Origin of the sequence: Cryptosporangium aurantiacum (assembly GCF_900143005.1) — a bacterium.
In the GTDB taxonomy this organism is placed as follows: Bacteria; Actinomycetota; Actinomycetes; order Mycobacteriales; family Cryptosporangiaceae; genus Cryptosporangium; species Cryptosporangium aurantiacum.
Window position 1 is genome coordinate 189,297 of sequence record NZ_FRCS01000004.1, and the last position, 24,107, is coordinate 213,403.

Consider the following 24,107-nt stretch of genomic DNA (forward strand, 5'->3'; position numbering starts at 1 on the left):
TACCCATCCGGGGAGTCTCCGTGTCCGAAGCCCAGCCCCCACTCGGACCGCGCTCGGCAGCGCTTCTGGCCTTCCTGCTCCGTCTCCCGCGGTTTGTGCTGGTCCTGGGCGTGATGGCGATCCTGCTCGCCGGCGCTTTCCTCCCCGGAATCCCCGGAGCGGTGCTGGTGCTGGCGATCGCCGCGCTGCTCGCCTGGCTGGCCCGGCTCGCCTGGAGGTCGGCCTCCTCCGGAGCCCGCGCCGGGCGGGTGGTGGCGGTCGCGGTCCTGCTCGCCTTCGCGCTCACCAAATTCTGAGGGACGCCCATCGAGGGTGGAAGTGGGCAGAATCACCCAGCGTAACTCCCCAATCGCTCCCTAGCGAGTTTGACAATCAATGTCGTCTGTAATGAGAATCGTTGTCATGTACAGCGGACCCCTCCGCGCGGTCGTCACCGCGCTGCTCGCTGTCGGCGTCGCTGCGGCGGCAACCGGCTGCTCCTCCTCCGACTCCAGCGCTGCTGCCGACGGCAAGCTCGGCGTCGTCGCCGCGTTCTACCCGCTGCAGTACGTCACGCAGCAGGTCGGCGGCGACCACGTCTCGGTGACGAACCTCGTCGAGCCCGGCACCGAGCCGCACGACGTCGAGCTGAGCCCCAAGCAAGTTGCCCAGGTCACCGACGCGGACGCGGTCGTCTACCTGCGGGAGTTCCAGCCCGCGGTGGACGACGCGGTCGACAGCGGGGCGAAGAACAAGTCCCTCGACGTGGCCGGCGTCGCACCGCTCTCGGACGGCTACGTGCCGCTCGAGGAGGGCGAACTGCACGAGGACGAGAAGGGTAAGGACCCGCACGTCTGGCTCGACCCCACCCGGCTGGCCGGCATCGCGGACGCGGTCGCGAAGAAGCTCGGCGACCTCGACCCCGATCACGCCGCGGAATACACGGCCAACGCGAAGGCGCTGAACACGAAGCTGGGCACGCTCGACGCCGAGTACAAGTCGGGTCTGGCGAGCTGCAAGCAGAAAACGATAGTCGTGAGCCACAACGCGTTCGGTTACCTCGCTGCGAGGTACGGTCTGACCCAGGTGCCGATCACCGGGCTCACGCCGGAGGAGGAGCCGTCCGCGGCTCGCCTGGCCGAGGTGGCCAAGTACGCGAAAGAGAACGGGGTCACGGTGATCTTCTTCGAGACGCTGGTCAGCCCGAAGATCGCCCAGGCGCTGGCCAGTGAGGTCGGGGCCAAGGCCGAGGTGCTCGACCCGATCGAGGGCATCGCCAAGGAAAGCAACGACGACTACTTCTCGGTGATGCGCACGAACCTGACCACGCTGCGAGGCGCATTGTCGTGCCAGTGAGTCCGCCGACCCCGGCACAGCCCGTGATCGCCGCCGAGCACGCGACCGTCGTGCTCGGCGAGCGGCCGGTGCTCCGCGACGTCTCGCTCGCGGTCACCGGCGGCGAGGTCGTCGCACTGCTCGGATCCAACGGGTCCGGCAAGTCGACGCTGGTCCGGACGCTGCTGGGGTTGGTGCCGCTCGCCGAGGGTGACGTCCGACTGTTCGGGACCCCGCTCACGGCGTTCTCCGACTGGCGTCGCATCGGGTACGTGCCGCAGCGGGCCGGTGCCTCCACGGGCGTGCCGGCAACCGTCCGCGAAGTGGTCACCAGCGGGCGACTGGCCCGCCGCGGCTTCCTCCGTTTCGCGTCCGCTGCCGACCGGGCCGCGGTCACCGAGGCGCTGGAGACCGTCGGGCTCGCCGAGCGCGCCCGGGAACGCGTGTCCACGCTCTCCGGCGGCCAGCAGCAGCGAGTCCTGATCGCCCGTGCGCTGGCCGGAGAGCCGGACCTGCTCGTCCTCGACGAACCGAACGCCGGGGTGGACGCCGCCAGCCAGCGCGCGTTTGCCGACACCGTTGCCCGGCTGGTCGAGCGCGGCACCACGCTCCTCGTCGTACTGCACGAGGTCGGCCCGCTCGCCGACCTGATCACCCGCACGGTCGTGCTCGACCACGGACGCGTCGCCCACGACGGCGTCCCGTGGGCCGACGGGCACCTCGGCGGCTACTGGATCGACACCGACCGGCACCACGTCCACGGCAACCCGACGACCAGTCCGGCCGGTGAGTGGGACGGCACCCCGGACCACGCCGGGCCCGCGAAGTCGAGGCGGTGAACGCAGTGAGCATCCTGCACTACGACTTCATGGTCCGGGCGCTGATCGCGGCGGTGCTGGTCGGGCTGACCGCGCCCGCGGTCGGGATCTACCTGGTGCAGCGGCGGATGTCGCTGGTCGGTGACGGCATCGGCCACATCGCACTCACCGGCGTCGCGCTCGGGTTCCTCACCGGCAACTCGCCGGTGTTCAGCGCGGTCGTGGTGGCTGCGCTCGGCGCGGTGGCGGTGGAGCTGATCCGCTCGCGCGGCGGGGCGTCCGGCGACGTGGCGTTGTCGCTGCTGTTCTACGGCGGAATCGCGGGCGGCGTCCTGCTGATGAGCCTCGCGCCGAGCGGTGGCAACGTGAACCTGCTCGGGTACCTGTTCGGTTCGCTGTTGACCACGGCGCCGTCCGATTTGATCGCGATGGGGATACTCGCGGCGCTGGTGCTCGGGTTCACCGTCGGGCTGCGATCGTGGCTGTTCGCGATCTGCCACGACGAGGAGTTCGCCCGAGTCTCCGGCATCCCGGTGCGGCTGCTCAACATCCTGCTGGCGGTGTCCGCGGCGGTGACCGTGACCGTCGCGATGCGGGTGGTCGGCGTCCTGCTGGTGAGCGCGCTGATGGTGATCCCGGTGGCGACCGCGCAGCAGGTGGCGCGCGGCTTCGCGGCCACGATGGCCGGTGCGATGGCGCTCAGCGTCACGGTCGCGCTGAGCGGCGCGGTCGGTTCGTTCTACCTGGACGTTCCGTCCGGCGCGTCGATCGTCGTCCTGGCCGTGCTGGTGTTCGTCGTGGTCGCGGTGGCGACCGCGGTCGGACGCCGCCTGCAGCGCCGCTCCGCGGTCACCCACCCCGATCACCCCCCGGCCGCAGCCACCAGCCCGGCCGCGGGCGCTGGATCGGCCGCGGCTGCGGCCGGGGCCGGGGCCGGGGCCGGGGCCGGGGCCGGGGCCGGGGCCGGGGCCGGGGCCGGGGCCGGGGCCGGGGCCGGGGCCGGGGCCGAAACGCCTCCGGCGGGGGCCGGCGCGGCGCCGACCGACGCGAGCCGCGCGGGCGCGCCGAGCCGATGACCCGCCGCACGGCCCCCGAGCTCGGCCTCACGTCCGATGCCGACGAAACCCCGGCGGCACCGCCCGCGCGACCGCTCGCGGCAGACGCCGAGCGGCCTGCGGAGCGCCAGGCATTCGCCGACGACGCGCACCCGGCGGAGCGCTCGGCGTCGGCCGACGCGCAGCGGGCGGAGCAACGGATCGGCGACGGCTCGGAGCGCGGGCCGGAAGGCGAGGTCGGGAGTTATGCGCCGGCGGCGGAGTTGTTGCGGGCGCTCGCGTCGCCGCTACGGATCGCGATCGTGATGCGACTCGACGACGCCGACCAGTGCGTCCACGAGCTGGTCGACGCGCTCGGCGTCCCGCAGCCGCTGGTCTCCCAGCACCTCCGTGTGCTGCGTGACGCCGGCGTCGTCGTGCCCCACCGGCGCGGACGCGAGGTCGCCTACTCGCTCGCCGATTCCCACGTCGCGCACGTGGTGCGGGACGCGGTCGCCCACTCCGCACATTCCCCGGCGTGATCGGTTAGGTGCGGCGGCACATCGCCGTTACGTCCGCGACCTGAGAGGATGGACGGCGAGCCCGTCCGGCGGGCCGGAGAGGATGCACTATGCAGGCGAGTGTCGGCCGTACTACGCGTCAGCGCACGGCAGTCATGGCATTGCTCTCCGAAGTCGAAGAGTTCCGCAGCGCTCAAGAACTGCACGAGTTGCTCCGGCAGCGCGGCGAGTCGGTCGGGCTGACCACCGTCTACCGCACGCTCCAGGCGCTCGCCGACGCCGAGGAGATCGACGTCATGCGCCCGCCCGGCGGTGAGCACCTCTACCGCCGCTGCTCCAGCGGACACCACCATCACCTGGTCTGCCGGGCGTGCGGCCGCACCGTCGAGGTCGCCGGCCCGACCGTGGAGAGCTGGGCGAACCGGGTCGCGGCCGAGCACGGCTTCGCCGACGTCTCACACACCCTGGAGATCTTCGGCACCTGCGCCGAGTGCGCCGCCCGCGCCTGAACCCGCGGCAGGCAGCAGCACGGCCTTGCCGGTGATCCGACCCTCGGCGAGCGCCACCAGCGCCTCCTTCGCGCGCTCCAGCGGATACCGCGCACTCACCGCGGAATCCAGCCTCCCGGCTGCGGCCTCCGCGAACACGGTGGCGAGATCGGCGCGGAACGCGGGCGTCCCCGTGCGGATGTAGTAGAGCGATCCGCGCCGCCCGTCCCGCCGGATCAGGCTGCGCAGGTTCCAGCCGGCGATCTTCCGTAGCGCGGTCAGCGCGGGTGCGAACCGGAACCCGGTGTTGTTCAGCGTCGACTGGCTGCCGTACCAGACCAGGCGCCCGCCCGGCCGCAGCAGCGCCCAGGAGTCGCCCAGACCGGCACCGCCGATCGGATCGAAGACGACGTCGACGCCGTCGGGCGCCAGCGCGCGGATCCGGGCAGGCAGGTCGTCACCGTGGTAGTCGATCGGTTCGCCGCCGAGCGTCCGCACCCGGTCGTGTTTGGCCGGCGACGCGGCGCCGAGGACGCGTGCGCCTGCCGCGACCGACAGCTGCGTGAGTAGCGTCCCCACGCCGCCGGAGGCGCCGAGGACGAGCACGGTCTCACCCGGCCGCACCACCGCCGACCGGTGGACCAGCTGGTGGGCGGTGACGCCGTTGGTGACGAGCGCGACCGCGTCGGCGGAGTCGAGCTCGTCGGGCACCGCGACCAGACCCGCGGCCGGCAGCACCACGTGCTCGGCCCAGGCGCCGGTGCGGGTCATCGCCGCGACGCGCTGCCCCGGACGGAGGCCGCTCGCGGCGCCGGCGTCGGTCACCGTGCCCACCAGGTCGTAACCGGGGACGAACGGGTACCGCGGCTGCCCCGGATAGCGGCCCAGCGCCATCTGCACCTCGGCGAACATCACGCCCGCGGCCTCCACCGCGATGCGCACGTCGCGCCGCCCGATCTGGGGCACGTCGCGTTCCTGGAGGACCAGCCCGGCCGGGCCGTCGGGTCCGGTCAGCACCGCTGCGCGCGTCTTCATGAACACACCCTCTCCGTTCCGTTAGAACCTCTAACTCAAGAGTGAAGCTGTTACGGTGGCTCTGTCAAGCGCGAGAGGAGGGGTGAGTGATGAGCAAGTCGAATCCGGTGGTCGATCGCCGCGAGCGATATCGGGAGCAGACCCGTGAGGAGGCGAAAGCCGTCGCCTTGCGGCAGCTCGCCGAGTCCGGCACCGGCGGCCTCTCGCTCAACGCGATCGCGCGGGAGATCGGGCTCTCCGGCCCGGCGCTCTACCGCTACTTCGCCAATCGGGACGCGCTGCTCACCGCGCTGGTCCTCGACGGTTTCACCGCGGTCGGGGACGTGCTGGACCAGGCCGCGGCCGACGCCGCCGACGAGCCGCCCGAGGCGCGGCTACGGGCCGTGCTCGGCGCGTTCCGCGCCTGGTCGATCGCCGAGCCGCACCGGTACCAGTTGCTGTTCGGTACGCCGGTTCCCGCCTATCGGGCCCCGGACGTCACGATCGCGGCCGCCGCACGGATGTTCACGGCCGTCCTGCGCACGATGGTGGACGTGGCCGCTGAACGAGACCGTGCCGACCCCACGCGGACGCCGCCCGCGCCGACGCCCCTGGACGAGCAGTTGGTGCTCTGGTACGCGGACTCGTCCGTGCCGCCGCACCTGGTGCGCGCGACCGTGATCGGGTGGTCGCGGCTGCACGGTGTGCTCAGCCTGGAGATCCAGGGCGCGTTCGGACCCATGCGCTTCGACGCCGGCCTGCTGTACGCCTCCGAGGTGGACACGATCATCGCGTCGCTCTAGCTGTCGTAGGGCTCGGCGGGCGGATCGATGCGGTCGAGCGTCCGCACCGTGATCGTCGGCACCGCCTCGCGGCTGACCGGATCGGTGCGCCGGGCCGGGTCGTAGGTGCCGACCACCGTGATCCAGGCGTCCCGCTCCAGGGTCGCGGGCTGGACGCCGTTCAGCGCGACCTTGAGCGGGCGTCCGTCGGCCGCGCAGCAGCTCAGCACGATGCGGGTCAGGTACACCGTGCTGTCGGGCCCGACCGTGACGAAGCCGGTGAGCCGCGCCTCACGTCCGCGCAGCGAAGCGCCGTCCTCCCAGAGCGCGCGCGTGACGTAGTCCAGCACCGAGAGTTTCACCGGGTCGCCGGCCGGCAGCGGTGGCAAGTCTGAACTCGGTTGCCCGACCGCGGCCGCTCCCTGCTTCTCCGCGGCGTACGAGCCGAGCGACGGGGGCCCGATCAGGAAGATCGTCAGAACGGGCAGGAGCAGCAGCCAGGCCACCCGGGGGCCGCCGTGCGAGTGGTCGTGCTCGTCAGCCGGTTGCCCGAACAGCTCCCGGTACAGCGTGATCGCCGCCGCGACGACCAGCACGACGCCCGCGGCGACCAGGTACCACCGCAGGCCGGGCTTCACGTAGCGCAGGTAGACGTCCGAGAACACCGTGATACGCAGGAGCGCACCACCGATGAGCAGCAGGACGATGCTCTGTGCCTCACGATTCACAGCAGCAGACTCCCCACCGCCACGCTGACCAAGACCGCCACCGTGAACACCAGCGGGCCGAACCTCAGCGCGAACCCGCGGCCGAACGTGCCGGCCTGCATCGCGAACAGCTTGACGTCGATCATCGGGCCGACGACCAGGAACGCCAGCCGCGCGGTCAGCGAGAACTGGCTCAGCGACGCCGCGACGAACGCGTCCGCCTCCGAGCAGATCGACAGCAGCACGGCGAGCAGGGCCAGCGCGAGCACCGCGAGCACGGGTTGCTCGGCGATCGCGTCCAGCCACTGCCGCGGCACCGTGACGTTGAGGAACGCCGCGGTGAGCCCGCCGACGACGAGGAACCCACCGGCATGGATCGCGTCGTGACGCACCGACAACCAGAAGCCGGTCCAGCGCGAGACACCGGTCAGATCGGGGCGCGGCGGGATCCGGATCCACTCGGCCCGCCCGAACCGCAACCAGAGCCAGCCCACCGCCACCGCGGTGAGCACCGAGGCGACGAACCGGGCGAGCACCATCTCCGGCCGCCCGGGGAACGCCACCGCGGTGGCGACCAGCACCACCGGGTTCACGGCGGGCGCCGAGAGCAGGAACGTGAGCGCCGCGGCGGGTGCCACGCCGCGCCGGACCAGCCCGCCGGCGATCGGCACCGAGCCGCACTCGCAGCCGGGCAGCGCCACCCCCGCGACGCCGGCGACCGGCACCGCGAGCGCCGGGCGGCGTGGGAGCGCGCGGAGGAAGAACGACGTCGGGACGAAAACCGCGATCGCCGCGCTGATCAGGACGCCGAAGACCAGGAACGGCAACGCCTGCACGACGATCGAGACGAAGATCGTGGCCCAGGTGCGGGCGGCCGGGGTGTCGAACAGGTCGACCAGCGGGCCGCGGAACAGCACGACGACGATGAGGACGGCCGCCAGGACCTCGACCGAGCCGAGCCGACGACGGCGCGTGGGGGCGGGAGCGGGGGCGTCCTGAATCGACATCGCTTCGGACCCTACCGTCGCACCCCGATCGCGTCGGGGTTACCCACAGGCACCAAACGTGAATAAGACATTCATTGTTTTCGGCGAACATCCTGCGGCAGAGTGTGAGCGGGAGCACACTATCGGCCAGCGGCATCGTCTCGGTAGGGGTCGCCACCTCCGAGACGGTGTCGCACTTACCAACGGTTGACACCGTCCTGCGGCGCACCCCTCGCGCACCGCAGGACGGTGATTTTGTGCCTCCCTTGTGGAGTTGGATGACTGCGGCGGATTGACTCGCCGAGCCGCCATGACCGGGCAGTATCGCCCTCAGCCGATGGCTGATAGACCGCCGAGCCGCCATGACCGGGCAGTATCGCCCTCAGCCGATGGCTGATAGACCGCCGAGCCGCCATGACCGGGCAGTATCGCCCTCAGCCGATGGCTGATTGACTCGCCGAGCCGCCATGAGCTGCATCGCCCTCAGCCCATGGCGGTCGGCGGGTCCGCCCGAGCACGACGGCACAGGTGGGGTTTCCGTAGCCGTCGCGCCCGGATCTTCACCCGGCGTCCGAAGGGCCCGCAACGAACACCGGGGAGAGCGGACCGCGACCAGCGGCGTCCGGAGTATCCGCCGCCGGACCGCTGAGACGCGCGGCCGGGCGCCAGACCGGGAACTGGCACCCGACCGCTCTCCACCCGACGCTCCCCGGCGAGGCGTACCCCGCGACCGTCGGGCGAGACCGCCCGACTCCATGGGACCCTGCGCGGCGCTTAATCGGTAGAGTGACGTAGCGTTCACTCACTTTCACTTACGGTCAGATGGCGGGCTGACCCTCCGGCACCGGGTTGGGCACGGCACCTCCGTACCGACGGTCGCGGGACGCGTAGATCTCGCACGCTCGCCAAATGTTGCGGCGGTCGAAGTCCGGGAACAGCGTGTCGTCGAAGACCAGTTCGGCGTACGCCGACTGCCACAGCAGGAAGTTGGATATCCGCTGCTCACCGGAGGAGCGCACGAACAAGTCGACGTCCGGAATCTGCGGCTCGTCCAGGTAGCGCGCGAACAGTTTCTCGTTGACCTTCTCCGGCGAGAGCCGCCCGGCCGCGACGTCTCGCGCGATCGCCGCAGCGGCGTCCGCGATCTCGGCCCGGCCGCCGTAGTTCACGCAGAACTGCAACGTGAGAACGTCGTTGCCGCGAGTCATCTCCTCGGCGTCCTCGAGCTCGGCGATCACGCTCCGCCACAACTTCGGACGCCGCCCGGCCCACCGCACCTTGACGCCCATCGCGTGCAGCTGATCGCGCCGACGCCGGATCACGTCCCGGTTGAATCCCATGAGGAACCGGACCTCATCCGGTGAGCGCTTCCAGTTCTCCGTGGAGAACGCGTAGGCCGAGAGGTACTTCACCCCGACCTCGATGCAGCCCTCGATGACGTCGAACAGCGAGTCCTCGCCGCGCTTGTGGCCCTCGGTCCGGGGCAGGCCGCGCTGCTTGGCCCAGCGTCCGTTGCCGTCCATGATCAGCGCGACGTGCCGCGGCACCAGGTCGGCCGGGATCGGCGGCGGACGCACACCACTCGGGTGCGGAGCCGGCGGGCTGACGGGCCCACGCCGCTTCCTCATCGGGAGTTCTCCCCTACGTTCGTGCGATCAACCAGCGGCAACGAGCGTAGGCCTCGCTCCAGGTGCCACTGCAGGTGGGCCGCCACCAGCCCGCTGGCTTCCCGGCGCGTGGACCCGTCGGTGTCACCGGCGTGGTTCCAGTCGCCGTCCAGCAACGCGACCATCAGCTCGAGCGACTCCACCGACGGTGACGCCGAGCCCGGCGGACGACAGTTCGCGCAGACGCAGCCGCCCGCCTGCACCGAGAACGCCCGGTGCGCACCGCGCAGCCCACAGACCGCGCACGCCATCAGCGCCGGCGCCCACCCCGCGTAGCTCATCGCCCGCAGCAGGTACGCGTCGAGGATCAGCGGCGCGTCGTGCTCACCCGCTGCCAGCGCCCGCAGCGCGCCGACCGTCAGCAGATGGAGCCGGAGCGCCGGTTCCCGTTCCTCGGCGGTCAACCGCTCCGCGGTCTCCGCGATCGCGGACGCCGCCGTGTACCGACCGTAGTCGTCGACGATGTGCTTCCCGAACGGTTCGACGGTCTCCACTTGGCTGACGACGTCCAGCGAGCGACCCTCGTAGAGCTGCAGATCCACGTGGCTGAACGGCTCCAGCCGGCCGCCGATCCGGCTCTTGGTCTTCCGCACGCCCTTGGCCACCGCACGGACCCGGCCGTGCCGCCGGGTCAGCAGCGTGATGATCCGGTCGGCCTCACCGAGTTGCTGTACCCGGAGGACGACGCCGATGTCCCGGTAGAGGGGCACTCAGAAACCTAGCCGCCGCAGCTGCCGAGGATCGCGTTGCCAGTCCTTGGCGACCTTCACCCGCAGGTCGAGGAAGATCCGGGTGCCGAGCAACGCCTCGATCTGCCGGCGTGACGTCGACCCCACGTGCTTGATCCGCTCGCCACCCGCGCCCACCACGATCGCCTTCTGGCTCGGACGCTCGACGAACACGGTCGCGTGGACGTCGAGCAGGTCGTCGCGGCCCTCACGCGGTTCCATCTCCTCGACGACGACCGCGAGCGAGTGCGGCAGCTCGTCGCGGACGCCCTCCAGCGCGGCCTCGCGGATCAGCTCGGCGACCATCACCTGCTCGGGTTCGTCGGTCAGCTCGCCGTCGGGGTAGAGCGGCGGCGACTCCGGCAGGTACTTGGCCAGCAGGTCGGTGAGCAGTCCGACCTGTTCACCGGACTTCGCTGACACCGGGACGACCTCGGCGAACTCCCCCAGCTGGGAGACCGCGAGCAGCTGCTCGGCGAGTCGCTTCTTGTCGACGAGGTCGGTTTTGGTGACGACGGCGAGCGTGTGCTTGCGCTTGAGCCCGGCGATCTCGTCGGCGATGAACCGGTCACCGCGCCCCACGGGTTCGTTCGCGGGTACGCACAGCGCGATCACGTCGACCTCGGACCAGGTCGTACGCACCAGGTCGTTGAGACGCTCGCCGAGCAGCGTCCGCGGCTTGTGCAGCCCCGGGGTGTCGATGAGGACGAGTTGGGCGTCCGGCCGGTGGACGATGCCCCGGACCGTGTGCCGCGTGGTCTGAGGTTTGCTGCTGGTGATCGCGACCTTGGTGCCAACCAGCGCATTCGTCAGCGTGGACTTGCCCGCGTTAGGTCGGCCCACAAAACACGCGAACCCGGCATGAAAATCGCTCACCAGTTCATTGTCCCACTCACGCCGACCACGCAGCCCAGCGCAGGCTGCGCGCTCCCGCCCGAGGACGCGTTACTGGGGTGTAAGGGCTTCTTAGAGGCCGGTTACGCGTCAGCTCGCGGAGCGCCGGGGCGCTGGTGGTCAGGTGCGCGCACGGATCGCGCCGGCCGGGTCCGCGACGAGGATGGGTGCGTCCGGCGTGAGGTCGTGCACGGCCGCTACGCCGAGTGGCTCGGGCTTGGGCGCCGCAGTGACCACGGCCGCCGCCTCCAGGCCCGGTGCGCCACTGGAGACCGCCATCGCCACGGCCACCTGCAACGCCGAGAGCTGCAGCGACGGCAGCGAGACCGTGGCTGCCGCGTACGTGCGGCCGTCGGTGTCGCGCACCGCCGCCCCCTCGGCGGCACCGGTGCGCGCCCGAGTCGAACGGGCGAGCGTGACGATCTTCGCGTCTTCCGGGTCGAGGGCAGAAAGGTCAGACATCGGCGGTACGGGTCTCCTCGCTCGGTTCTTCCTCGTTCTGCGGTTGCGGCTCCAGGCGCCGGACCAGCACGGTGTCGATCCGGTTCCGGCGGCCCCCGGCGCTCTCCGCGGTCAGCTCCAGGTCCTGGATCCGGACGCTCGCTCCCGGGATCGGCACCTTGCCCAGCTCGTGCGCGAGCAGGCCACCGACCGTCTCGATGTCGTCCGAATAATCCGGCAGTTCGACGTCGAGAAGTTCACCGAGGTCCTCGACCGCCAGCCGGGCGGTGACCCGCACCGACCCGTCGTCCAGCTCCTCGACCGGCGGACGCTCGTTGTCGTACTCGTCCGCGATCTCGCCGACGATCTCCTCGAGAATGTCCTCGATCGTCACCACGCCGGCGGTGCCGCCGTACTCGTCGATCACGATCGCCATGTGGATGCGCCGCTGCTGCATCTCCCGGAGCAGGTCGGCCGCCGGCTTCGACTCCGGCACGAACTCGGCATCCCGCATCACCTGCTCGACCCGGATCTGCCGGTCGGCCTCAGGCTGGCCCTGGACCCGCCGCACCATGTCCTTGAGGTACGCGACGCCGACGATGTCGTCGATGCTCTCGCCGAGCACCGGAATCCGGGAGAAGCCGCTGCGCAGCGCCAGCGACGTCGCCTGCCTAACCGTCTTCGTGCCTTCGATCCAGACGATCTCCGGCCGCGGCACCATGACCTCGCGGACGATCGTGTCGCCGAGCTCGAAGACCGAATGAATCATCTCGCGCTCGTCGCTCTCGACAACCCCGCGCTCCTCGGCGAGGTCGACCAGCTCGCGCAGTTCGGTCTCGGTGGCGAACGGGCCCTCACGGAAACCCCGACCCGGCGTCACCATGTTGCCGACCAGGATCAGCAGCCGGGCCAGCGGGTTGAGCACGCGGCCCAGCCAGCGGGTGATCCCGGCGCTGGCCAGCGCCACCGGGTACGGGTGCAGGCGGCCGATCGTCCGTGGGCCGACACCGACCAGCACGAAGCTGACGACGGTCATGCTGCCCGCGGTGACCAGCGCGGCGACCCAGCCCGGCCCCCACCGGTCGATCGCCACCAGCGCGACCAGCGTCGTCGCGGTGAGTTCGCAGGCCAGGCGGATCAGCAGCAGCAGGCTGACGTGCACCGGCAGGTTGCCGACCAGCGCGACCAGGTTCGCCGCACCGCGGGTACCCGCGCGCTGCATCTCCTCGGCGCGGGCGCGGGAGATCTGGTTGAACGCGGTGTCGGCGGCCGCGACCGCACCGGCGACGACCACGAGCCCGGCGGCCGCGGCCAGCAAGCCCGGCGTGCTCATCAGTGGTCGGAGATCGTCGGCTTGAGCGGGATATCAGCGACGGCCAGGATGCCGATGCTGCGCCGGTATGCGCTGATCAGCCGGTTCTGCAGGCCGAACATCTCGCGCTCCTCCTCCGGCTCGGCGTGGTCGTAGCCGAGCAGGTGCAGGATGCCGTGGACGGTGAGCAGCATCAACTCGTCCCCGGTCGCGTGGCCGGCGACCTTGGCCTGCCGTTCGGCCACCTCGGGGCAGAGGACGACGTCACCCAGGAGCGTGGGCTCGGGGCCGTCCTCGTCCGCGCCGGGGCCGCGGTCGGCGTCGAGCTCGTCCATCGGGAACGCGAGCACGTCGGTCGGGCCGGTCTTCTCCATCCACCGGTGGTTCAGTTCGGCCATGTAACCGATGTCGACGAGCAGGAGCGACAGCTCGGCCATCGGGTTGACACCCATTTCGTCCAGGGTGTTCCTGGCGACGGCCAGCAACGCGGTCTCGTTGACCTCGTGGCCCGACTCGTTCGAGATCTCGATCGACATCGTTTACAGCGTCTCCAGCTCTGTCGCTCGTCCGACTCCCTCTATCCAACACCGCGTGCCCGCTCGAGCGGGCACGCGGGGGCGAAGGATTCAGCTGCGTCGGCCGGGACGGCCTCCGGCTGCCCGCCGACCACCGGCCGGCGGATTGTCCGCGTCGTACCGTGCGTACGCGTCCACGATGTCGCCGACCAGCCGGTGCCGCACGACGTCGGTGCTGGAGAGCTCCGCGAAGTGCACGTCCTCGACGCCGTCCAGGATCTCCCGGACGACCCGGAGGCCGCTGGTGGCACCGCCCGGCAGGTCGACCTGCGTCACGTCGCCGGTGACGACGATCTTCGAGCCGAACCCGAGCCGGGTCAGGAACATCTTCATCTGCTCGGCCGTGGTGTTCTGGGCCTCGTCGAGGATGATGAACGCGTCGTTGAGCGTGCGCCCGCGCATGTACGCCAGCGGCGCGACCTCGATCGTCCCGGCCTGCATCAGGCGCGGGATCGAGTCGGGGTCGACCATGTCGTGCAGCGCGTCGTAGAGCGGACGCAGGTAGGGGTCGATCTTCTCGTAGAGCGTGCCGGGCAGGAAGCCGAGCCGCTCACCGGCCTCGACGGCCGGCCGGGTCAGGATGATCCGGTTGACCTGCTTGGCCTGGAGCGCCTGCACGGCCTTCGCCATCGCGAGGTACGTCTTGCCGGTACCGGCCGGGCCGATGCCGAAGACGATCGTGTGGTCGTCGATCGCGTCCACGTAACGCTTTTGGTTGAGCGTCTTCGGACGGATCGTGCGCCCACGCCTCGAGATGATGTTGAGGGTGAGAACTTCAGCCGGACGCTCCGCGCTGCCCGACTTCAGCATCGCGATCGTGCGGTTGACAGCGTCCGGTGTCAGCACCTCGCCGCGCTCCACCAGCGTGAGCAGCTCGGCAAAGAGCCGCTCGGCGAACGCGTTGTCGGCGGGGGTGCCGGTCAGCGTGATCTCGTTGCCGCGGACGTGGACGTCGGCGGCGACCGAACGCTCGATCAGACTCAGAATGGCGTCACCGGAGCCCAGCAGGCTGACCATCGCGTGGGCGTCAGGGACGACGATGCGGGTTTGCGCCGCGGGCGCCGCAGGCTTGTCAGCCAGGGGCGCGGGCGCTGCGTTTTTGTCTGCCATGGGCCGGCCGGGAGGCCGCTTCCGCCTGCTCTCGTACTCGGGAATCTTCTGCCCTTCAATCCTACCGGCCAAGCCCTCAACTGCCTCGCGAGAATCAAGGAGACCGGCACAGTCGCTCGCGTCCTGACCTGGAGCCCTCAGTGGGCCGCCCACTCGTCGTAAGTCTGCTGGTCGCGGGTGAAGCGGTAGGTGGCCCAGCGCATGAGCTCGATCTCGCCGTCCGGGGCGCGGAACAGCTCCAGCCGCTCCCCCGCCTCCCGGCCAGAGACCGTCCGCAGCAGGTCGGGCGCCTCGAACGCGAAGATCGCCGGCGGGGCGGCGGCGACCGCGCTCACCGACCGGGCCTCCAGATGCCCCCGGTGCCAGCGGAACACGAACTCGCTGCCCTCCGACCACCAGCGGCCGAGGATGCCGACGTACTCCTTCGGCACCGGGTCGCCGATCGTCCAGGGCGCGATGTCGACCGGGTCGTGCTCCAGGCTGGCGGCGATGAGCCGGTGCGGCGCGGCGGTGATGCCCCCGGCGGTGCCGGACGAGCCGAGGACGGCCGCGCCGATCGTCACACCACGGCGGCACCAGACCCCGGCGAGGAAGCCGGGCATCGCGCCGTTGTGGCCGATGTCGAGCGCCCGGTCGGACCCGCTGCCCTGCGGTTTCGCCTGCAGCCCGAGCCCCCACCCGGTGTGCCAGTCCACCGGGTCGGTGACGACGACCGGCTCGTACATCTCCTCCAGCGTCGAGCGGGCCAGCACCGCCGGATCGGGCTTCGCCAGGAACAGGGCCCAGCGCGCCATGTCGCCCGCGGTGCTCCAGAGCTGCGCGGCCGCCGCCGCACCACGCAGGTCGAAGTGCGGCTCCGGACGGGCGTGGTCGGAGTACTCGTCGATCAAGTAGCCCTGCGCGAACGGTTCGCGCGGCGCGACCGTGGTGTCGGTCAGCCCCAGTGGGGTGAGCAGCCGGTCGGTCAGCACCTCGTCCCAGCCGGCTCCGGTCTTGGCCGAGATCAGGTGCCCGAGCAGCGCGAACCCGAGGTTCGAGTAGTGCCAGCGGCGGCGCGGGCTCAGCACGGCCTCGGCCTTGGCGACCTCCTCGAGCATCCGGGTGTCGTCCGGGACGTCGAGCGTGTCCCAGATGTTGCCCCACGGCTCGCGCTGGAGGCCGGAGGTGTGGTTGAGGATGCTGCGGATCGTGAGCTGGCCGTGCGCCGGGAGCGCGAGGTGGGCGTCGATCTGGTCGTCGAGGTCGAGCATGCCGGCGTCGCGGAGCTGCAGGACGAGGAGCGCGGTGAACGTCTTGGTGACCGATCCGATCCGGAACTGCGTCTCGGGTCGAACCGCCTCGCCGTCGCCCGCGTCTCCGATGTAGAGACTCCAGTCCGGACGATCGGCCCGAGCCACTACGGCGGCCACGGCCGGCACTCGCTCATCGGCTTGGAGCGTACGTACGATCCGCTCGCAGGCAGCCGTTGCCTGGTCGGTCGGTGTCATCCCGGTTCTCCTCTCACCGCCGCACCCGAGAGGGTAACCATCTGTCCGTACTGTTATGCCGGTTACACCGACAGTGTGACGCTTCCGTGCCAGTTAGGAGGCTGCTCATTACGCAGCGTCCTCATGCGGTTACGCTCAGGTCCAGCGGCCGGTTCGGGCGTTGACGACGGCGAGCGCCGCCACACCCGCGGTCGACGTCCGGAGCACAGTGGGCCCCAGCCGCACCGGTACCGCACCTGCCGCGACGAACGCCTCCAGCTCGTCCGGCGCGATACCGCCCTCCGGGCCCACCACCAGCGCCACCGACCCGAGTTCGGACGGCAGCGCGATGATCGCCAGCGGCTCGACCGCCTCCTCGTGCAGCACGAACGCCGCATCGACCGAGGCCAGCAGCTTCCTGACGTCCGCAGTGGAGGCCGGATCCGCGACCTCCGGCAGCCAGAGCCGCCGGGCCTGCTTCGCGGCCTCGCGCGCCGTGCTCCGCCACCGGGCGAGCGCCTTGTCGCCGCGCGCTTCCTTCCACCGGGTCACCGACCGCGACGCCTGCCACGGCACGACCGCGTCGACACCGGCCTCGGTCATCATCTCGACCGCGGCTTCGCCGCGATCACCCTTCGGCAGCGCCTGGACGACGGTGACGGTCGGCGTCGAGCGCGGCACCCGTTCGATGCTGCGGACGTCGAGCCGCAGCGAATCACGCTCGGCCGCCACGACGACGCAGAACGCCCGGCCACCGACACCGTCGGCGAGCAGCAACGTCTCCCCCGGCCCGAGGCGGCGCACCAGCGCGGCGTGCCTGCCCTCGGGCCCGTCGAGCACGGTCGGGCCGACCGCGGGCAACTCGGCGACGAGGAAGACGGGGTCAGTCAAGCGTGCCCGTTGAACGCGTCGCGGACCTTGGAGAAGAACCCGCCCTGCTGCCGCATCGGCTCCGGACGCTCTTCACCGCGGAGCTTGGCCAGCTCACGCATCAGGCGCTCCTGCTCGGCGTCGAGCCGGGTGGGCGTCCGGACCTCGAGGTGGACGTGCAGGTCGCCCCGGCCGTTGCCGCGCAGGTGCGGGACGCCGCGCCCCCGGACCCGCACCACCGTGCCGGGCTGGGTGCCCGCCTTGACCTCGATCTGCTCCTCACCGTCGAGCGTCTTGAGATTCAAGTTGGTGCCGAGCGACGCCGCGGTCATCGGGAGCGAGACGCGGCAGTGCAGGTCGTCGCCCTGCCGGGTGAAGACGTCGTGCGGACGCTCGTGCACCTCGACGTACAGGTCTCCGGGCGGACCACCGCCGGGGCCGACCTCACCCTCGCCGGCCAGCCGGATCCGCATGCCGTCCTCGACACCGGCCGGGACCTTCACGGTCAGCGTCCGGCGGCTGCGCACCCGGCCGTCGCCGGCGCACCCCGGGCAGGGGTGCGGGATGACCGTGCCGAAGCCCTGGCAGGCCGCGCAGGGGCGGGACGTCATGACCTGGCCGAGGAACGAACGCTGGACGGTCTGCACCTCGCCGCGCCCACCGCAGACCTCACAGGTGGCCGGGTGGGTGCCGGGCGCGGTGCCCGCGCCGGAACACGTGGTGCAGCGCACCGCGGTGTCGACCGTGAGTTCCTGGTTGACGCCGAACGCCATGTCGACCAGGTCGAGGTCGAGCCGGATCAGCGCGTCCGAGCCGGGGCGGGTGCGCGGACGCGGGCCGCGCGTGGTGGCGCCGCCGAAGAACGCGTCCATGATGTCCTGGAAGCCCATCGTGAACGGGCCACCGGGACCACCGCCGGGTCCGCTGCCGCCACCGGGCGCCAACGGGTCACCGCCGAGATCGACGAGCTCACGCTTGGCCGGGTCGGACAACACCTCGTAGGCGGCCGAGACCTCTTTGAAGCGCTCCTGCGCCGCAGCGTCGGGGTTCACGTCCGGATGCAACTCGCGCGCGAGCCGGCGGTAGGCCCGTTTGATCTCCTCGGGCGTCGCGTCGCGCGCCACTCCGAGGATGCCGTAGTAGTCCTTCGCCACGTGTGTGTCCCCAACTCCGGAAGGCATATCCCTGCCAGCCCCGCTCAGTTCCCTGCGAGAATCTCACCGACGTACCGCGCTACGGCGCGGACCGCACTGATCGTGCCGGGATAGTCCATCCGGGTCGGACCGACCACCCCGAGACCAGCCAGCGCGGTGTCACCAGCACCGTAGGCCGTCGTCACCACCGAAATGCCCCGCAACTCCTCAACCTGGTTCTCGTCGCCGATCCGGACCCGCAACATGCTCGGCGATTCGACCTCGCCGACGAGCTTGAGGAGCACCACCTGCTCCTCCAACGCTTCCAGGATCGGGAAGACCGACCCCCGGAAGTCCACCGTACTGCGCGTGAGGTTGGCGGCGCCCGCCAGGACGACGCGTTCCTCGCGTCGTTCGACGAGCGTCTCGAGCAGGACGCTGGCGACGGTGGTGAGCGCCGGACGCAGTGCGGGCGCGATCGTGTCGAGCAGCTCCTCCACCCGCGTCGGCGCGTCGGAGAGACGCTGTCCTCCCAACGCGCTGTTCACGGTGGCCCGGAGCACGTTGACGTCGTCGTCGCCGATACCCGCCGGGAACTCGACCGTCCGCTGGTCGACCCGGCCGGTGTCGGTGATCAGGACCAGCAGCAGCCGGTTCGCGGAGAGCTGGACCAGCTCGATGTGCCGGACCGAGCTCCGGGTCAGGCTGGGGTACTGCACGACCGCGACCTGACGGGTCAGCTGCGCGAGCAACCGCACGGTGCGCGCAACGACGTCGTCCAGGTCGATCGCGCCGTTGAGCAACGTGTGGATCGCGCGCCGCTCGGCCACCGACAGCGGCTTCACGCCGGCCAGCCGGTCGACGAACAGCCGGTACCCCTTGTCGGTCGGAATCCGGCCGGCGCTGGTGTGCGGCTGGGCGATGTAGCCCTCTTCCTCCAGCACCGCCATATCGTTGCGGATCGTCGCCGGGGACACACCCAGCTGGTGGCGCTCGGCCAGTGCCTTGCTGCCGACCGGCTCCTCGGTGTTGACGTAGTCCTGGACGATCGCCCGGAGGACGGCCAGCTTTCGCTCGTCAAGCGTCACGCTGTCACCTCCCGACCCATCCCGCTCCGCGGAGCGGACCTCCCGATCTTGGCACTCCGCTGATGAGAGTGCCAAGCATACGGGGCAGATACGGTGGTCCGCTTCCTTCGTGCGCGGAGAATCACGCGCCGAACGGCGAAATCACCCGCCGTACCGACGTCGTTACGGCGTCACACCCGGGCGGCTGCCGTGTCGGTGAGGCCCTCGCAGATCGTCCTCGCGATCTCGCCGAGCTGGGCCACCTGCTCCGGGGTGAGCCGGTCGATCAGGCGCTTCCGCACCTCCTCGACGTGGGCCGGGGCAGCGGCCTTGAGCACCGCGAACCCCTCGTCGGTGAGGACGGCCAGCGCGCCGCGGCCGTCGGTCGGGCAGCTCTCGCGCCGGACCCAGCCGCGCTCCTCCAGCCGGGAGACGGCGTGCGACAACCGGCTCCGGGACGACAGCGACGAGTGCGCCAGCTCGCTCATCCGCAGCCGGTGGCCCGGGACGTCGGAGAGGCGGACGAGGATCTCGTAGTACGTGTGCGGCATACCGGCGTCACGCTGCAGCTGGCGGTCGAGCGCCTCGTTCAGCAACCGGTTGGCTTCGATGTACGCACGCCACGTGCGCTGCTCATCCGGGCTGAGCCACCGCGTCTCCGCCACGCCGACCACCTTCGCTCGCCCGCCTCCATCAGCGTCCCGAAGCCTAACCCGATCGCCGTGTCAGACCGGGTACTCGAGCGGGGCGTCTGTCACTGGTTCAGCATCCGACCCCACCGGGGATGAGCAGGGAACTTCTGTCACAGCGCCGACAGCCGCTCCGGGGCGTCGGCCGTACGCTGCCGACGTGACCGATCCCACCGCTCCACGGCCGCCCGGTTTTTCCGGATCTGAGCCGTTCAGCACGCCACCCGCATCCGGTCCGGGGTATCCCGGTTCGGGGCCTTCGTACCCGACGTCCGGACCGTCCTACCCGACCTCCTCCGGTGGTGCGCCGACCTCGGGTGGTGCGTACGGGGCACCGGGCGACTACGGCCCTCCCGGCAGTTACGAACAGCCCTACGGGCAGCCCAGCGGTTACGGACACCAGGGCGGCTACGGACAGCCGCCCTATGGCCAGCAGGCACCGTACGGACAGCAGCCGCCGTATGGTCAGCCCGGTCCTTACGGACAGCAGCCGCCGTACGGGCAGCAGGCCGGTTACGGCGCCTACCCGACCGCCAAGCCGGCCGACGACACGAAGACCTGGAACCTCGTTTCGCACTTCGGCGGCGTCGCCGGTGTGGCGATCGGCGGCACGGTCGCCGGGTGGGTGGCGCCGCTCATCGCGTACGCGTCGAAAGGGAACACGAACGCGAGCGTCCGCGCCCACTCAGTCGAAGCGCTGAACTTCCACATCACGTGGGCGGTCGCGAACGTCATCGCGCTGACGATCTTCTTCTGCGGCAGCGCGATCACGCTCGGGCTCGGCGCGATCATCCTCTGGGTGTTCCCGCTGGCGACGTTCCTGATCGCGGTGGTGTTCGGCATCATCGCCGGCGTCAAGGCCGCCAACGACGAACTCTACCGGTACCCGTTGTCGGTCCGGCTGATCAAGTAGCCGCCGCTCACGGCAGCAGGGCCCGCACCACCGCGTCGGCCAGCAGGCGTCCGCGCAGCGTCAGCACCGCCCTGCCCTCGCGGTGCGCCGCCTCCTCGAGCAGCCCGTCGGCAGCCGCCTGCCCGGCGGCGGCGCGCCCGGCGTCGTCCAGCACCGTCAACGGCAGGCCGTCGGCCAGCCGGAGCCGGAGCAGCACGTCCTCGACCCGCCGGTCCTCCGGCTCCAGCACCTCCCTGGCCTGCGCGGGTGAGGCCTTGACCGCCAGGCGGTCGGCGTACCGCGCCGGGTGGCGCACGTTCCACCAGCGGACGCCGCCCGCATGGCTGTGTGCCCCGGGACCGACGCCCCACCAGTCGCCGCTGCGCCAGTACAGCTCGTTGTGCCGGCACCGCGCGGCGTCGTCGGACGCCCAGTTCGACACCTCGTACCAGTGCAGCCCGGTCGCCGAGAGAGCGGCGTCCGCCATCAGGTACCGGTCGGCGAGCACGTCGTCGTCCGGAGCGGGGAGCACACCGCGGGCGATCTGCCTGGCCAGCCGCGTGCCGTCCTCCACGATCAGCGCGTAGGCGCTGACGTGGTCGACCCCGGCCGCGGTCACGGCTTCCAGCGAGGCCGCCCAGTCCTCGTGCGTCTCTCCCGGCGTTCCGTAGATCAGGTCGAGGTTGACGTGCGCGAAACCGGCGGCGCGGGCCTCCTGCGCGGCCTGTACCGCCCGCCCCGGGGTATGGCGCCGATCGAGGACGGCCAGCACGTGCGACCGCGCCGACTGCATGCCCAGCGAGATCCGGGTGAACCCGGCGGCCTTCAGCGCGGCGAGCGAGGCAGGGTCGACCGATTCGGGGTTCGCCTCGGTGGTCACCTCGGCGCCGGTGGTGAGCCCGAACACGTCGTCGATCCGGCCGAGGACCCGCGCGAGGTGGTCGGCGGGCAGCAACGTCGGGGTGCCGCCGCCGACGAACACCGTGTCCACCCTGGGCAGACCGTGCGGCGCCGCACCGAGCACGCTGCCCGCCAGATCGATCTCAGCGAGCGCGGCGTCCAGCCAGCTGTCGGCGTCGGTGCGGCCCGCGCCGCCCAGCTCACCCGGCGTGTAGGTGTTGAAGTCGCAATATCCGCAGCGGGCGGCGCAGAACGGCACGTGCACGTAGATCCCGAAGCCACGCTCACCGAGTCGTTCGAGCGCGCTCTCGGGGAGGTGGCCGTCGTCCGGGGCGGGTTGCCCGTCGGGCGGTGGTCCAGCCATCTCTCCAGTGTGTCAGGAGTTTTGCAGTGAGAGCGTCTTCCTGCTCACCGCAGGCTTACGCGGACGTCGTAGGCTCGGTGCCGGGCGTGTTTCGGTACCCGCCCACGAGCGTTCACAAACACACGGTGTTTCCCTAGGCGACGGCTGATTCCAGGGACGGAGGACGGCGGATGCGGAAAGCGGCCGTGATCGCGGTCGTGTTGGCAGCACTGGCCGCGGTGACCGTGATCAGCGTGTCGAGGCTCACCAAACTCCATGTGCCGTTCCTGTCCGACACCTGCCGCAGCTACGCCGCCGACAACGTGGTCCGGCTCGCCCCCGACCAGCTGACGCACGCGGCGACGATCGTGGCGGCGGCCGTGCGCCGCGATCTTCCCGAGCGGGCGGCCGCTATCGCGCTCGCCACCGCACTCCAGGAGTCCAAGCTCCGCAACCTCACCACCGGCGACCGTGACTCGGTCGGCCTGTTCCAGCAGCGCCCCTCGCAGGGTTGGGGCACGCCCGAGCAGCTGCAGGACCCCCGGTATGCCGCCGGTGAGTTCTACGAGCACCTGGTCAAGGTGCCCGGCTGGCAGAAGATGCGACTCACCGACGCCGCGCAGGCCGTGCAGCGCAGCGCCCATCCCGAGCTGTACCAGAAGTGGGAGGGCGACGCGTCGACGCTGGCCGCCGCGCTGCTGGGCGACGAAGCGGGCGCGGTCACCTGCCAGCTACGGCGTCCGCCGGACCGGGTCGGGCCGCAGGCGACCACAGCGCTGGTCGCCGAACTCGCCGCCGACCTGGGCAAGCTGACCGTCAACCCGAGCGTCGACGGCGACGTGCCGATCCTCACAGTCGCGGTGGGCGGCGGCGGCAAGTCGCGGCTGGGGTGGCAGTCCGCGCACTGGTTCGTCGCGAAGGCACACGAGTACGGCGTCCGGCGGGTGGCGTTCGCCGGTGACGTCTGGACCGCCGACAGCGGTAAGTGGCAGCGCGACACGTCCGCGCCCGGCGAGGCCTACGTCGAAGTCAGGATGGCCGCCGCGAGCTAGCCGGGGCGAGGAACTTGCGGGCCCGGTCGTGGAGCTCGGACGGCAGCTCGGGTGCTTCCAGGAGACGCGGCGCCAGGCTGCGCTCGCCGGTGAGCGCGCGGAACACCTCGCCGATCGTCACGCCGTGGCCGGGCCGGGAGATCACCCGGACCTCGTCGCCTGCCCCGAGTTCGCCTTCCTCGATGATCCGCAGGTAGGCGCCGGGCACCGCCCGATGGGTGAACCGCTTGATCAGGTCCGGCACGTCCCAGAAGCCGGCGAACGTCCGGCACGGGATCCGCGGCCGGCTGACCTCCAGCACCGTGCTCCCGACCGCCCAGCGCTCGCCGATCACCGCGCCGGTGCAGTCGACGCCGGTCGTCGAGAGGTTCTCGCCGAACGCGCCGAACGGCAGTTCCCGGTCGAGCTCGGCGGCCCACCAGGCCGCGTCCTCCCGGGCGTACGCGTAGACGGCCTGGTCGTAACCACCGTGGTTCTTCGTGTCGGCGATCACGTCGCCGACCAGCCCGACACCCTCTGCCCGCACCCGGCCGTCGACCGGACGCTTGTCGATGCCGGTGCTGCCCACGCTCTGGGTCCACGGGACGACCCGGAGGACGCCGATGTTGACGGACTGAACGGCGCCTGCCGCGGGGAGGATCATGCTTCGAGCCTACGGAGATAGGCGAGAACGGCCAGCACACGACGGTGATCGTCGGCGTCCAGCGGCAGGTCGAGCTTGGAGAGGATGTTGCCGATGTGTTTGGTGACCGCCGCCTCGGTGACGACCAGCGACCGGGCGATCGCGGCGTTCGACCGTCCCTCGGCCATCAGCGCGAGCACCTCGGCCTCCCGCGCGGTGAGCCGGTCGAGCGGGTCGGAGCGTCGGCGCAGCAGCTGCCGGATGACCTCCTGGTCGACCACCGTGCCACCGCTCGCCACCCGCGCCACCGCATCGGCGAAGTCGTCGACGTCACCGACGCGGTCCTTGAGCAGGTAGCCCACGCCTGCCCCGTCCGCGGTGTCGAGCAGCTCGGCGGCGTACGTCTGCTCGACGTACTGGCTGAGCACCAGCACCGGCAGCGTCGGACGCCTGGTGCGCAGCGTGACGGCGACCCGCAGGCCGTCGTCGGTGTGGGTCGGTGGCATCCGGACGTCGGTGACGACCAGGTCCGGCTGCGTCTCCTCGACCGCCGCGTCGAGCGCCGGTGCGTCACCGACCGCGGCGACGACCTCGTGGCCGTACCGGGTGAGCAGCGCGACCAGCCCTTCGCGCAGCAGCACGCTGTCTTCGGCCAGGACGATCCGGAGCACGGTGCTCATGT

General features: G+C 71.1%; 27 protein-coding genes. 9 read left to right on the forward strand and 18 right to left on the reverse strand.

Annotation, left to right across the window (positions count from 1 at the left end; translation table 11 throughout):
- Positions 1 to 20: 20 nt before the first annotated feature.
- The 6 genes from BUB75_RS15245 (at position 21) to BUB75_RS15275 (ending at position 4,196) form a co-directional block, all read left to right on the forward strand.
- The gene (locus BUB75_RS15245; RefSeq protein ID WP_073257645.1) at positions 21 to 296 is read left to right on the forward strand and encodes a DUF6703 family protein; all 276 of its coding nucleotides are present in this window, start codon (positions 21 to 23) and stop codon (positions 294 to 296) included.
- 106 nt (positions 297 to 402) lie between these two features.
- Positions 403 to 1,335 carry a metal ABC transporter substrate-binding protein gene (locus tag BUB75_RS15250; protein WP_073257647.1) on the forward strand — a complete coding sequence of 311 codons (933 nt, stop codon included), beginning with the start codon at positions 403 to 405 and terminating at the stop codon, positions 1,333 to 1,335.
- On the forward strand, positions 1,332 to 2,153 hold the full coding sequence (locus tag BUB75_RS15255) for a metal ABC transporter ATP-binding protein (RefSeq protein WP_073257649.1): 822 nt from the start codon (positions 1,332 to 1,334) through the stop codon (positions 2,151 to 2,153). Before BUB75_RS15250 ends, BUB75_RS15255 begins: the two co-directional genes overlap by 4 nt.
- 5 nt (positions 2,154 to 2,158) lie before the next feature.
- Positions 2,159 to 3,208, forward strand: coding sequence for a metal ABC transporter permease (locus BUB75_RS15260; protein ID WP_245806263.1), 1,050 nt, complete (start codon positions 2,159 to 2,161; stop codon positions 3,206 to 3,208).
- Positions 3,209 to 3,387: 179 nt separating this feature from the next.
- Positions 3,388 to 3,708, forward strand: a complete 321-nt coding sequence (locus BUB75_RS48835; RefSeq protein WP_073258422.1) for an ArsR/SmtB family transcription factor — start codon at positions 3,388 to 3,390, stop codon at positions 3,706 to 3,708.
- An 89-nt stretch (positions 3,709 to 3,797) separates the two neighbouring features.
- A complete protein-coding gene (locus BUB75_RS15275) occupies positions 3,798 to 4,196 on the forward strand; it encodes a Fur family transcriptional regulator (protein WP_073257651.1) in 399 nt (132 codons plus the stop codon).
- Here BUB75_RS15275 and BUB75_RS15280 read toward each other — a convergent pair.
- On the reverse strand, positions 4,143 to 5,210 hold the full coding sequence (locus tag BUB75_RS15280; protein ID WP_084741369.1) for a zinc-binding dehydrogenase: 1,068 nt from the start codon (positions 5,208 to 5,210) through the stop codon (positions 4,143 to 4,145). The two genes, BUB75_RS15275 and BUB75_RS15280, sit on opposite strands and share 54 nt — an antisense overlap.
- A gap of 89 nt (positions 5,211 to 5,299) precedes the next feature.
- On the opposite strand from BUB75_RS15280, the gene BUB75_RS15285 reads away from it, so the two are divergent.
- Complete coding sequence (locus BUB75_RS15285; RefSeq protein WP_073257655.1) at positions 5,300 to 5,992, forward strand: TetR/AcrR family transcriptional regulator; 693 nt, start codon at positions 5,300 to 5,302, stop codon at positions 5,990 to 5,992.
- Here the strand turns inward: BUB75_RS15285 and BUB75_RS15290 are convergent.
- From BUB75_RS15290 to BUB75_RS15355, 14 genes are all read right to left on the reverse strand, one after another.
- Positions 5,989 to 6,699, reverse strand: a complete 711-nt coding sequence (locus BUB75_RS15290) for a TIGR03943 family putative permease subunit (RefSeq protein ID WP_073257657.1) — start codon at positions 6,697 to 6,699, stop codon at positions 5,989 to 5,991. The two genes, BUB75_RS15285 and BUB75_RS15290, sit on opposite strands and share 4 nt — an antisense overlap.
- The gene (locus BUB75_RS15295; protein ID WP_073257658.1) at positions 6,696 to 7,685 is read right to left on the reverse strand and encodes a permease; all 990 of its coding nucleotides are present in this window, start codon (positions 7,683 to 7,685) and stop codon (positions 6,696 to 6,698) included. Before BUB75_RS15295 ends, BUB75_RS15290 begins: the two co-directional genes overlap by 4 nt.
- Positions 7,686 to 8,482: 797 nt before the next feature.
- Positions 8,483 to 9,292: an isoprenyl transferase gene (locus BUB75_RS15300; protein WP_073257659.1), complete on the reverse strand. Its 810-nt coding sequence runs from the start codon at positions 9,290 to 9,292 to the stop codon at positions 8,483 to 8,485.
- The gene (gene recO, locus BUB75_RS15305) at positions 9,289 to 10,041 is read right to left on the reverse strand and encodes a DNA repair protein RecO (RefSeq protein ID WP_073257661.1); all 753 of its coding nucleotides are present in this window, start codon (positions 10,039 to 10,041) and stop codon (positions 9,289 to 9,291) included. Before recO ends, BUB75_RS15300 begins: the two co-directional genes overlap by 4 nt.
- Complete coding sequence (era, locus tag BUB75_RS15310; RefSeq protein ID WP_073257663.1) at positions 10,042 to 10,935, reverse strand: GTPase Era; 894 nt, start codon at positions 10,933 to 10,935, stop codon at positions 10,042 to 10,044.
- A gap of 138 nt (positions 10,936 to 11,073) precedes the next feature.
- Positions 11,074 to 11,415, reverse strand: coding sequence for a cytidine/deoxycytidylate deaminase family protein (locus BUB75_RS15315; protein ID WP_073257665.1), 342 nt, complete (start codon positions 11,413 to 11,415; stop codon positions 11,074 to 11,076).
- The gene (locus BUB75_RS15320; protein WP_073257667.1) at positions 11,408 to 12,727 is read right to left on the reverse strand and encodes a hemolysin family protein; all 1,320 of its coding nucleotides are present in this window, start codon (positions 12,725 to 12,727) and stop codon (positions 11,408 to 11,410) included. Before BUB75_RS15320 ends, BUB75_RS15315 begins: the two co-directional genes overlap by 8 nt.
- Entirely contained in the window at positions 12,727 to 13,242 is a 516-nt protein-coding gene (ybeY, locus tag BUB75_RS15325; RefSeq protein ID WP_073257669.1) for an rRNA maturation RNase YbeY, read from the reverse strand. Before ybeY ends, BUB75_RS15320 begins: the two co-directional genes overlap by 1 nt.
- A 90-nt stretch (positions 13,243 to 13,332) precedes the next feature.
- Entirely contained in the window at positions 13,333 to 14,391 is a 1,059-nt protein-coding gene (locus BUB75_RS15330) for a PhoH family protein (RefSeq protein WP_073257671.1), read from the reverse strand.
- 137 nt (positions 14,392 to 14,528) lie between these two features.
- Positions 14,529 to 15,878, reverse strand: coding sequence for a serine hydrolase domain-containing protein (locus BUB75_RS15335; RefSeq protein WP_073257673.1), 1,350 nt, complete (start codon positions 15,876 to 15,878; stop codon positions 14,529 to 14,531).
- A gap of 135 nt (positions 15,879 to 16,013) precedes the next feature.
- On the reverse strand, positions 16,014 to 16,748 hold the full coding sequence (locus BUB75_RS15340) for a 16S rRNA (uracil(1498)-N(3))-methyltransferase (RefSeq protein WP_073257675.1): 735 nt from the start codon (positions 16,746 to 16,748) through the stop codon (positions 16,014 to 16,016).
- Positions 16,745 to 17,881, reverse strand: a complete 1,137-nt coding sequence (gene dnaJ / locus BUB75_RS15345; RefSeq protein WP_073257677.1) for a molecular chaperone DnaJ — start codon at positions 17,879 to 17,881, stop codon at positions 16,745 to 16,747. The genes BUB75_RS15340 and dnaJ overlap by 4 nt, the downstream gene beginning before the upstream one ends.
- Positions 17,882 to 17,925: 44 nt before the next feature.
- The gene (gene hrcA / locus BUB75_RS15350) at positions 17,926 to 18,948 is read right to left on the reverse strand and encodes a heat-inducible transcriptional repressor HrcA (RefSeq protein WP_073257678.1); all 1,023 of its coding nucleotides are present in this window, start codon (positions 18,946 to 18,948) and stop codon (positions 17,926 to 17,928) included.
- 170 nt (positions 18,949 to 19,118) lie between these two features.
- Positions 19,119 to 19,592 carry a MarR family winged helix-turn-helix transcriptional regulator gene (locus BUB75_RS15355; protein WP_084741209.1) on the reverse strand — a complete coding sequence of 158 codons (474 nt, stop codon included), beginning with the start codon at positions 19,590 to 19,592 and terminating at the stop codon, positions 19,119 to 19,121.
- A 184-nt stretch (positions 19,593 to 19,776) separates the two neighbouring features.
- Here BUB75_RS15355 and BUB75_RS15360 point away from each other — a divergent pair, with 184 nt between their 5' ends.
- Positions 19,777 to 20,529 (forward strand): DUF4870 domain-containing protein, encoded by a 753-nt coding sequence (locus BUB75_RS15360; protein ID WP_073257681.1) that lies wholly within the window; start codon positions 19,777 to 19,779, stop codon positions 20,527 to 20,529.
- 7 nt (positions 20,530 to 20,536) lie between these two features.
- On the opposite strand, the gene hemW is transcribed toward BUB75_RS15360, so the two are convergent.
- Entirely contained in the window at positions 20,537 to 21,772 is a 1,236-nt protein-coding gene (gene hemW, locus BUB75_RS15365; RefSeq protein WP_073257683.1) for a radical SAM family heme chaperone HemW, read from the reverse strand.
- Between the two features lie 170 nt (positions 21,773 to 21,942).
- Here hemW and BUB75_RS15370 point away from each other — a divergent pair, with 170 nt between their 5' ends.
- The gene (locus BUB75_RS15370; RefSeq protein ID WP_073257685.1) at positions 21,943 to 22,803 is read left to right on the forward strand and encodes a hypothetical protein; all 861 of its coding nucleotides are present in this window, start codon (positions 21,943 to 21,945) and stop codon (positions 22,801 to 22,803) included.
- Here BUB75_RS15370 and BUB75_RS15375 read toward each other — a convergent pair.
- Complete coding sequence (locus BUB75_RS15375; RefSeq protein WP_073257687.1) at positions 22,781 to 23,446, reverse strand: MOSC domain-containing protein; 666 nt, start codon at positions 23,444 to 23,446, stop codon at positions 22,781 to 22,783. The genes BUB75_RS15370 and BUB75_RS15375 overlap by 23 nt on opposite strands.
- Complete coding sequence (locus BUB75_RS15380; RefSeq protein WP_073257689.1) at positions 23,443 to 24,105, reverse strand: response regulator; 663 nt, start codon at positions 24,103 to 24,105, stop codon at positions 23,443 to 23,445. The genes BUB75_RS15375 and BUB75_RS15380 overlap by 4 nt, the downstream gene beginning before the upstream one ends.
- Between the last annotated feature and the right edge of the window lie 2 nt (positions 24,106 to 24,107).

Bases quoted from the DNA above. Each gene is read 5' to 3' on its own strand.
- BUB75_RS15250 (WP_073257647.1), top strand. From the start codon at position 403: ATGTACAGCGGACCCCTCCGCGCGGTCGTCACCGCGCTGCTCGCTGTC.
- BUB75_RS15330 (WP_073257671.1), bottom strand. From the start codon at position 14,391: ATGGCAGACAAAAACGCAGCGCCCGCGCCCCTGGCTGACAAGCCTGCG.
- ybeY (WP_073257669.1), bottom strand. From the start codon at position 13,242: ATGTCGATCGAGATCTCGAACGAGTCGGGCCACGAGGTCAACGAGACC.
- BUB75_RS15295 (WP_073257658.1), bottom strand. From the start codon at position 7,685: ATGTCGATTCAGGACGCCCCCGCTCCCGCCCCCACGCGCCGTCGTCGG.
- BUB75_RS15315 (WP_073257665.1), bottom strand. From the start codon at position 11,415: ATGTCTGACCTTTCTGCCCTCGACCCGGAAGACGCGAAGATCGTCACG.
- BUB75_RS15300 (WP_073257659.1), bottom strand. From the start codon at position 9,292: ATGAGGAAGCGGCGTGGGCCCGTCAGCCCGCCGGCTCCGCACCCGAGT.
- BUB75_RS15280 (WP_084741369.1), bottom strand. From the start codon at position 5,210: ATGAAGACGCGCGCAGCGGTGCTGACCGGACCCGACGGCCCGGCCGGG.
- BUB75_RS15335 (WP_073257673.1), bottom strand. From the start codon at position 15,878: ATGACACCGACCGACCAGGCAACGGCTGCCTGCGAGCGGATCGTACGT.
- BUB75_RS15375 (WP_073257687.1), bottom strand. From the start codon at position 23,446: ATGATCCTCCCCGCGGCAGGCGCCGTTCAGTCCGTCAACATCGGCGTC.
- BUB75_RS15380 (WP_073257689.1), bottom strand. From the start codon at position 24,105: ATGAGCACCGTGCTCCGGATCGTCCTGGCCGAAGACAGCGTGCTGCTG.
- hemW (WP_073257683.1), bottom strand. From the start codon at position 21,772: ATGGCTGGACCACCGCCCGACGGGCAACCCGCCCCGGACGACGGCCAC.
- BUB75_RS15320 (WP_073257667.1), bottom strand. From the start codon at position 12,727: ATGAGCACGCCGGGCTTGCTGGCCGCGGCCGCCGGGCTCGTGGTCGTC.
- BUB75_RS15275 (WP_073257651.1), top strand. From the start codon at position 3,798: ATGCAGGCGAGTGTCGGCCGTACTACGCGTCAGCGCACGGCAGTCATG.
- BUB75_RS15285 (WP_073257655.1), top strand. From the start codon at position 5,300: ATGAGCAAGTCGAATCCGGTGGTCGATCGCCGCGAGCGATATCGGGAG.
- BUB75_RS15370 (WP_073257685.1), top strand. From the start codon at position 21,943: ATGCGGAAAGCGGCCGTGATCGCGGTCGTGTTGGCAGCACTGGCCGCG.